The 8,886-nt window shown below is 55.9% G+C and carries 5 protein-coding genes and 4 pseudogenes; 3 read left to right on the forward strand and 6 right to left on the reverse strand.

Going from position 1 to position 8,886, the window contains the following annotated elements; all coding sequences use genetic code 11:
- Positions 1-594 (reverse strand): LysR family transcriptional regulator (locus tag A3C3_RS0136575; RefSeq protein ID WP_022719421.1); only part of this gene is annotated, 594 nt, incomplete at its 3' end.
- A gap of 1,613 nt (positions 595-2,207) precedes the next feature.
- On the opposite strand from A3C3_RS0136575, the gene A3C3_RS0136590 reads away from it, so the two are divergent.
- Positions 2,208-3,188, forward strand: a complete 981-nt coding sequence (locus A3C3_RS0136590; protein ID WP_022719424.1) for a LysR family transcriptional regulator — start codon at positions 2,208-2,210, stop codon at positions 3,186-3,188.
- A gap of 952 nt (positions 3,189-4,140) precedes the next feature.
- Here A3C3_RS0136590 and A3C3_RS47770 read toward each other — a convergent pair.
- Together A3C3_RS47770 and nodD1 are read right to left on the reverse strand one after the other, a co-directional pair.
- Positions 4,141-4,500 (reverse strand): annotated as a pseudogene (locus A3C3_RS47770) (transposase family protein); the annotation flags it as partial.
- 39 nt (positions 4,501-4,539) lie between these two features.
- The gene (gene nodD1 / locus A3C3_RS0136600; protein WP_022719426.1) at positions 4,540-5,469 is read right to left on the reverse strand and encodes a transcriptional regulator NodD1; all 930 of its coding nucleotides are present in this window, start codon (positions 5,467-5,469) and stop codon (positions 4,540-4,542) included.
- 90 nt (positions 5,470-5,559) lie between these two features.
- On the opposite strand from nodD1, the pseudogene A3C3_RS47775 reads away from it, so the two are divergent.
- Positions 5,560-5,673: pseudogene (locus A3C3_RS47775) on the forward strand (acyltransferase); the annotation flags it as partial.
- Here A3C3_RS47775 and A3C3_RS47780 read toward each other — a convergent pair.
- From A3C3_RS47780 to A3C3_RS42365, 3 genes and pseudogenes are all read right to left on the reverse strand, one after another.
- Positions 5,668-6,261: pseudogene (locus A3C3_RS47780) on the reverse strand (aminotransferase class V-fold PLP-dependent enzyme); the annotation flags it as partial. The pseudogenes A3C3_RS47775 and A3C3_RS47780 overlap by 6 nt on opposite strands.
- A gap of 84 nt (positions 6,262-6,345) precedes the next feature.
- Entirely contained in the window at positions 6,346-6,666 is a 321-nt protein-coding gene (locus A3C3_RS0136610; protein WP_022719428.1) for an iron-sulfur cluster assembly accessory protein, read from the reverse strand.
- Positions 6,667-6,992: 326 nt separating this feature from the next.
- Positions 6,993-7,572, reverse strand: a pseudogene (locus A3C3_RS42365) (redoxin family protein).
- 698 nt (positions 7,573-8,270) lie between these two features.
- Here A3C3_RS42365 and A3C3_RS0136620 point away from each other — a divergent pair.
- Positions 8,271-8,886: nitrogen fixation protein NifQ (locus A3C3_RS0136620; RefSeq protein ID WP_033419997.1), on the forward strand; the 616-nt coding region annotated here is incomplete at its 3' end.

Below are 8,886 nucleotides of genomic sequence, written 5' to 3' on the forward strand. Positions count from 1 at the left end.
AGCTTGAACATGCCCCATAGACATGTATCTCTCCAAGCAAAGCTGCCGTGGCAGCTGCTTATTCGTGAGGCAGCCAACGCACACGAGTGTCTCATCGAACAGTTTTGCTTTGGGATGCGCGCTCGACATGAACAATTCCGGAAGAATTAAAAAATCGACATGACCGGAGTNAAGAAGCTCACCTGGATCGTCATCGAGAGGCACCAATTCGAAGCTGACGCCGGGGGCCTCCCGAGCCACGCGCGCCACGATCTTCTCAAAGAACACGTGTGTCATGAAGTCTGAAAGAATGACCCTGAAACGCCGCTCCGATTTCGCTGGGTTGAACGGTTCCGAGGAAACGATGGAGAACTGGATGTTCAGCAGGGTATCGCGGACCGCGCAGGCGAGGGCCTCCGCACGCGGTGTTGCAATAAATTCGCGCCCCTGCATTACAAACAGCTCGTCGCGGAAATAGGTGCGTAGCCGGGCGATGGCTGCGCTCATGGCGGGTTGACTGAGGTTGATGCTGCGCGCAGCAGCGGTGACGCTTCGTTTGGTCATCAAAGCGTCGAGTGCAACGAGAAGATTTAGATCAAGACCCTTAAAACGCATGTCCGGATGTATCCATTGCGCGGACAAGCGCTACCCAGAGTTTAGCCAATACTGCAGAATAGACGTTAAAAGGGCTGCGGCGATGATGCCCCGCAACTGCAAACACCACGGCACGCCCGATCCAATCACCGCGCTCGACACCAAGGCCAGCGAGGTGACCGGACGTGCTAGCCCAGGCATTGGGTTCCGGAGTTCCGCTGCTTCCTGGGGAGGATCGATCACAGCATGACGCTAGAGGAGGACTTGATCGTCCACAACCATCCCACCTACGAGACAAGGATGGTAGAGTGCTTGGCTCGCCAAGCACCCGCGCTTCAAAATGCATATTTTTTGATCTCCTCGTTGTGGCTCAACTTGACGAAAAGCTTCTTCGCCGAGATGATGGGGAAGCGCATCTGGTGCGGTTTCACGAGCGATTCCGAACTTTAGGCTCCAAACTCGAATGCTAGTCCTCCCACCGTACGGGGTTCTTCTTGGCAACTGCCCGCCTATGGGTCGCCTTCATGAGGCACCGAATCGTGAGAAGGATCATGCCGCCAGCGATGCGGTGGAGGGTCTGTGCTGGAATTCTTGGGTACATTGCTGGCATCTCTCCGGTAATCAGAATCAAGGGATGGCGATACTAGTGTCCACCCGGCAGCCCTCTCCATGCAAAGTCCATATGCCATCATGCGCTACGGGCATGGTCGAGAACTCCATGTGAAGTGCGCGCCGCGGGCAATCCGTTAGCACCGCGAGGGGTGCCGCAGGCTAAGCCCTTTCCGGTTCTAATTGCGTTTCGCGGCTGTCGTTGCACCATTTGCTAATGGCGCGCTGCTTTCCTGCAGGTGACTGAAGCGCACAAACTCAGATTGAGTGCGCCTTGCAAACGCGCATCCATCCACAGCATGGATAGCAATCATGCGAAAAGTCAATTTTTCAGACCTGGCGAATGCCTTTAGAAGAACGTCGTGCATAATCGGAGGCAGAAATGGAAAGCCAAACACACTTCAACTGTTGCAAAAAAATATGAATGGCAATGCCGGCCTCAGATGCATCAAGAGAGACCTCACAAGCAATTGGAAGCGGGGCGGTCTTGGCAGGGAGATTTTTTGTGGCTTCTGAGCCATTCCTGCAAATACGGCGTCAGCCAGTGCAATCGCCTACGCATTCTGTGCGAGCACGGTCTCGATATCGACCGCAGGATGCTCCCGCACGCTTCAGCTCGCGGCTTTTGCTCTCAACCCTGGCGGGTTGATGAGACCCAAGGTCGAGGGAGGAGGGGCTGCCTTATCGTCAAAGAGGCTATATGATTTTTGTTGGTTCACCGAACGCCAAAGCCGCCTGGCGCTTCCTCGGGAGCGCGTTTGCCGTTTTGAAGGATTGCAATGACCCCATCAGTGCATATAGGCCCCAACTTGGGTCTCGCGGACATGCACGGCTGCGCACGGTCAAGCAGCGACATGCCCCTATGTCTCGGTGTGACAGGCCAGGTGCCCTGACTAAAAGAACATTCCCAAACCCTCCAACCTAATGGCGCTGCCGGGAAGGCTTCCGGTGCGCTCATCCAAGTTGCAACGACCTCGATCTTAAGGACGTGGCGCGAGAACACTAGCTCCCGAGGAGAGAGACCCATGGATCAGCCCGCTTGGAAGCGGCCGCATACGCGTCTGATCGTCGAAGGCAGTGACGCCGCACAGCGACCGCAGATGCCGAACTTGGCGTCCGTCGACCTAAACCTACTGGTAGATCTCGAGGCCCTGCTGCGGTACCGCAACATCACCCACGCGGCCCAACACGTTGGACGGAGCCAACCTGCGATGAGCCGAGCGTTGTCAAGGCTGCGCGGTATGTTCAATGACGATCTTCTGGTTCGCGGCTCGGGCGGTCTGGTACCGACGCTGATGGCTGAACGCTTGGCCAAAATGCTGCCTTCGGTGTTGGATGCGATTCGCCAGACGGTGAACTGCAGCGTCGCCTCAATGGAATGGCGATGGAAGGTAACGATGGCCATGCCCGACCACCAAGCGTTAGTTCTGCTGCCGCGTCTTCTGCCGCGGCTGCGCGAGCGTGCCCCTCATCTCGACATGGTCACCGACCCTGTCTTGGCCGGCGCACTGCGGCGACTCGAGCAAGGCGAGATCGATCTGGCCATAGGGCAGATCGGCGCCGCTCCGCCTGGCTACTTGCGGCGCAAGCTCTACGCCGACCGCTTTACCTGCCTGATGCGCCACGATCACCCGGTCCTGGAACAGGAATGGACGATCGGGACGTTCGCGGCCTTGCGGCACGTTGCCGTTGCCTCGGAGTCGAACGACCGCTTCCATCAGATCTATGACGTGTTGGGCGAGTCGGGCGTGCCAAATTGTGATCCAATCGTGGTTTCCAACGTATTGACGGCGGCGGTAGTGATCGCAGCAACCGACTTGGTGCTGATTGTACCTAACCGCATTGCGGCGCAGATCGCCGCCATGCTGCCGCTCGCGCTTGTCGATCCGCCTATGGAACCAAAGCCCTACGAGGTGGCGCTTATCTGGCACGAACGTTGCCACCGCGATCCAGGGCATCGTTGGCTGCGGCGCGAAATCACCGCCGCAGCGCGGACGGCCGGATAGGCCTAACGCACGCATCAAATGTCGAAGCGACTGGACCGTGATTACTCTAACCGCTGTAGGAGAGATGTGCGGTGAGGACCGGCGAGCTTATGGGATGCTGCTACAGAGTGATGACCGATGGCTAACCACCACACGCTACGCATCTAACTGGGGGGCGTGAGCCATAGCGGTGTCCGCCAACCGACCCCTTGATACAATGACGCAGGGTTGGAGCACATCCAGATCCATCCGCCTTTCAATCGCAGGCTGGGAAGGATGATAGTTCGTGAATTTAAATTGCGAACATTGCTGGGCTTGAGGATACGTGAGACGACAGCGGTATTCAGCTAGAAGTACAAAAGCTCACGACCCGTTGGTCTTTGTTGAGAGCTCGCACTTGCAGATAGGTATGGGTAAGAAGCCCGACAGCCACGAGACAATTTAGCACCCCGCGACTTTCTGGATTGGTAAAATTGATTGGTGGACAAAAACATCCGCGCGATGGATGGATAGGGGCGAGTTCTGGGTCTTGATCTAAACACTTTTTTGTCGTGCTCGTCGCTCTGACCACGAAGCCAAATCCAGCCCACGGCGCGGCAGTACACCTCCGGCATAAGTGCGATCGCCCGGAGCGATAATCTTGATCCGTTCGCCACTTGCCTTGCGTGGTCCTGCGATAGTTAGTGCGCCAGATGCGCGACCAGTAGCTTCGTGAAATCTGCCGTGCCCGCCGCACCATTTCCTAAATGATATGAGGATAATTGATCAGGGAGTAGAGCTTGGACAACTCCACTATCAGTCAACGAGCCAAAAACATCGGTAATTGTCAGCTTCTCACGTATTCATCTCGACGTGCCGCGAAGATCCGCTGACGCAGCCCGCGGCGGCCTAAGCACACCCATGACGATCACATCCGCGGATGCGTCCAGCATGCATCCTGTAGGGAAGACCGCGATCAGCCGGAGCAGGCTCTAGAAACGGCGGTTGTTGCTTTCTCGCGGAGTTCGACAAAGGCGAACTTCAGTCCGATCGACGGCCACGAACATATGGAGCTTGCCCTCTTCTGTGCGAATTTCCGCAAAGTCGATACGGAAATAGCCCATCGGATTTCGGCCAGGTTGATGTCGTTGCGCTGCAGGCAGCGATGCGGGATCGTTGGCTGCAATGCGTAGAGGCAATCACCCAGCGGCGGCAGTGTGTACCTGCCGAGGGAACTATGACGGCTTCCTCCTCTGCCGAAAGCACCGTCGCCGCGCCCTCAGGCTCTTGGCTATGCTCTATCGCTCGACGGATCGCCTCTGTCGTCGTGGCTCCCATGAATAACCTGGCCCATAACGCGAGGATGCCCCATCAAAGTCTGGGATTAAACAAGTTAGGAAGGCTTTTCCGACTGAGATTGCATGCGCGAAGCCTCCTGTAACAGTATCTCCCGCATCCAGATGTTACCAGGATCCGTGTTATGAACGGCGGGCCACTGGACAGCCTCGGTGAATGAGAGAGGTGGCAGCGGATGTTCGACGATCCGCAGTGGTACCGTTTGTTCGAAATGCTTGACCAGCCGCAAGGGCAAGGTCGCTATACGGTCAGTACCTGACAGCAACGGCGGGATCAAGTTAAAACCGGGCACGACGACCTCGACGCGTGTCTTGAAGCCGTGCTGGAGCAATAACCATTGCACGACGGAGGGCTTCAGCGAACGCCCGAAACTTGCTGCAACGTGTCCTATCGACATGAATCTCTCCAAGGAAAGCTGCCGTGGCAGTTGCTTGTTCGTGGGGCAGCCGACGCACACGAGTGTCTCGTCGAACAGTTTCGCTTTGGGATGTGCGTTCGACATGAACAAATCCGGAAGGATTAGAAAATCGACGTCGCCGCAGCGGAGAAGCTCATCGGGATCGTCATCGAGAGGCAGAAACTCGAAGGTGACGCCGGGGGCTTCCCGTGCCACGCGCTGCACGACCTTCTCAATGAACACGACCATCATGAAATCGGAAAGGATGATCCTGAAACGGCGATCAGATTCGGCTGGATTGATCGGATCCCAGGCAATGACGGAGAGCTGAATGTGAAGCAGGGCATCGCGGATAGCGGGGGCAAGGGCCTCCGCACGCGGTGTTGGGATAAGTTGGCGGCCCTGCATTATAAACAGCTCGTCGTGGAAATAGGTGCGCAGCCGAGCGATAGCCGCGCTCATGGCCGGCTGACTGAGCTTGATGCTGCGAGCCGCGGCCGTGAGCTTGCGTTCTGTCATCAGAGCGTCGAGCGCAACGAGGAGATTTAGATCAAGGCCTTTGAAACGCATATCGTTATGTATCCATAGGGTGGATGATTGTCATTCAAACAATCAATTTTACCAATCTTGCTGGATGCTACTAGAAAACGCTGAATTTAACTCGCTAAGTTTTTCCGAACGATCTATGGGCCGACAGGAGCGTGCAATTCCAAACCCTTCGAGGGTGGCCGAAGCTGGGGTGGTGCGAGGCCGGAACGCCGCGCAATCGCTTACCATGTCGATTGCCGTCGATTTCAGGTCCACCGTATGCTTGCCGACCGCTTGCACTGCATCGGCGTGGAAAAGTGCACCAACTTGCTTCGCCATCTCAGCGAGCCTTTCCACGGGGAATATTGTGCCTGTCTCGTTGTTCGCCCACATGATCGAAACGATTGCGACGCGATGGGTGAGGGCGGTCCTGTAGGCATCAAGGTCGAGTCGGCCATGGTGGTCCACCGGGATCCTGTGCACTTTGACGCCGCGGGTCTTCTCAAGGTGTGCGCATAGCCTCAGCGCGGCCGGATGCTCCACCGCCGAAGTCACTATCTCCGTGCGCCCGGGATCCATCTCAAGACCCGAAAGAATCGCTGTATTAACGCTTTCGGTCCCGCCCGAAGTGAACGCGATCTCATGGTCAAACTTTGCGCCGGTCAGCGCTTGCAATTGCCGCCGCGCGGTCTTAATCGCTGCACCGGCAGCGGCGCCGCTGTCATGCATCGATGAAGCGTTGCCAAACTGCTTTAAAAAGAACGGCAGCATCGCCTGAACAACTTCGGCATCGACTTGTGTTGATGCATTATTATCGAGATAAATAGGTTCCATTGGATACCACTCAACGACCGATGTGACGCAAACCTTGCAACTGTAGGCTGTCGATCCCGCTTGCACAATTCGCATGCGATATGATTACCCACAGGACTTGCCGCAGGCGCGCTTCTCCAGCGGGTCAGGATGATCGAAAATAAAACCGAAGGAAACCGGATCCGTGACGAAATCCAAGGTCGAGCCGGCAATGTGGGGTTGAGAGTCTGCGTCCACGAACACCTTGACCCCACCCGTCTCAATAACAGCATCGCCCTCTCGGGAATCGCTCTCCAAGCCCACATTGTATTTAATGCCGGCGCAGCCGTCCATTTCGACGGTGATGCGCAAGCCGGTCACAGGCTCGGGAGCCTGGGATATGACGCCCTTCACTGCGGCGATTGCCATTTCGGTGAGCGTGATCATCGGATCGTTTCTCCTGGTTTCGAGATCTGTTCTCAATTCGACGATGCACTTAGCGTGCCAAACGAAAACCCCTGCTAAAGCAGCGTTAAGCTCAGGCCGCTTTGTCACATTTCCAACATCGTCGAGACCGAACAACGCAGACGTGCGGCTGGGATAGCATGAACTCGTAAGGGTCATTCCTGGTTAGCGCTAGGCTTTTTCAGTCATCGACACGAGTGTGTGCGCCAAGCTTGGTAGGGACGCATCCAGCGCACCAACCCAACGCAGAACCACACCTTAAGAATTAGAGCACGAGCTTGTCGTGGAACGAAATTTAGGATCTACTCTCACAGAGCCGTCAGACGTTCGCTCCTTTGGTCAGGGGCGGATTCGGTCTCGAGAGACATCAGCGTTTCGAGAATGTTCTGTGGGGACGAGACCTCATAGGGATCGGTTTCGCAATTGTCCGAAAGGCCTTCCTCCACGAACCATTGTTCTATAAAACAATCGTTGATCACGGCAGCGTAGCGCCAGGAGCGAAGGCCAAAGCCCAAATTGTCCTTTGCGACTAACATGCCCATTTTGCGAGTGAATTCGCCTGAACCATCAGGAATTAGCTTGACCTTCTGCAGTCCCGATGCCTTGCCCCACGCATTCATCACGAATGCGTCGTTGACAGCGATGCAGTAGACCGACTCAATTCCGTGCTTCCCAAATTCCTCGTAGAGCTTATCAAAATCGGGCAATTGATAAGTTGAACAGGTCGGCGTGAAGGCGCCCGGGAAGCGAAAATAAAATCGTGCGCTTACCGCTAAAATAATCTTCCGTAGTCTTGTTTTCCCAACGGTACGGATTTGGCCCTTCCACGGTCTCATCGCGAACACGTGTGCGAAAAGTAACGAACGGAACCCTTTTGTTCATCGTCATCAGCATTGCTCCTTTCCGGCTCTGGATCTGCTTTCGAGCTGGCTATTGAGTGTCTTCGAGATTTCGCTACCCAAAGGGCTCGAAAAAAACTCACAATAGTCGGACCCGTAGCGGCGTCGCGTCAACTGCTCTGCTCGGCTGTTGGGCGGCTTCCAACGGGGTGCAAGCGCCGTGCCATACGACATCGTGTCCGTAACGGCACTGCGTTGCCCTGCCCGATCGAGGATCTGGCACGGCGCGTACTGGGTCCTCTTTCCCTTCGGCTTGAGCAAGCGCTGGCTGTATTTTTAGTAAGGCCCTCTCCGGTTGGACGGCAGGCGCAGCTTTGGCACAATCAATGCAACGCGGCCCCGGGACCTCCGCGGCGCGAGCTCGAGCCCACGTTTGACCTTGTCCTTGCGATGGTCAGTGTTGCAAAGCCACCATGCCGCGAGTTTGTACCCGCGTCTCAATAACGAGTCCTGCAATTTTTGGCGCAGACTCGACATCCAATGTCGTCGGTTTGTCGATCCCGAGACGCTTCGGTGTCCATCCTGCCTGCAACGAGGAGCTTGCCTAGTCCTTGAAAACACAGCAAAAGCTTGATCAAGCAGCCTCTGTAAGCGCGATTGGCATGAATTTTGAAACACTATCCTCGAGCAGTCCGCTGCCGCGCCGCAGATCATCTCGTGGCGACGTAGCGAAGGAGGGAAAGCAACATGTCAAGTGTCACTCAGATCAGAAATTTGTCGAATAGGAGAGTGACCCTCCCGACTGATCGATCTGGTTCGCCACAATCATCGCAATCGCTGGATCTGAAGCAACCTATAGACTTGGATGTGGGCTTCGATCAGTATGTCTTTTCCTGCGTGCTCTTGCACGTGTTGGAAGAGATTGCGGCCGACGTGGCAACTGCGACCGAGGCAACCGGCCTCTCCCGTGCCGAACTGCAAGACATCCTTGAACACTGTGTTCCCGCCACTGTTATGCAGGCGTTCGGCTTGGAAAACGTGCGCGAAGCCGAGCCGGGTGTGGAAGAGGAACTTCTGCGCGATCTGCTGCTCGCGCATGCTCGACAGGGCGACCCAACAAGCGCTTATTTCGCCAAGATCATCGCACGGCGCGCCTTGCGCCACGACCATCTGTGGNTGGAGCTTGGTCTATCCGATAGGTCCGAACTTAGCCTCTTGCTTGCCATCCATTTTCCCACGCTAGCGGCCGGAAATACCAATCACATGAGGTGGAAAAAATATCTTTATCGCATGCTTTGTGAGGCCGAGGGTTTTTCGCTATGCACAGCACCCAGTTGCCGAGAATGTAAGGAATATGAAAGCT

Source organism: Rhizobium mongolense USDA 1844 (assembly GCF_000419765.1).
Classification (GTDB): domain Bacteria; phylum Pseudomonadota; class Alphaproteobacteria; order Rhizobiales; family Rhizobiaceae; genus Rhizobium; species Rhizobium mongolense.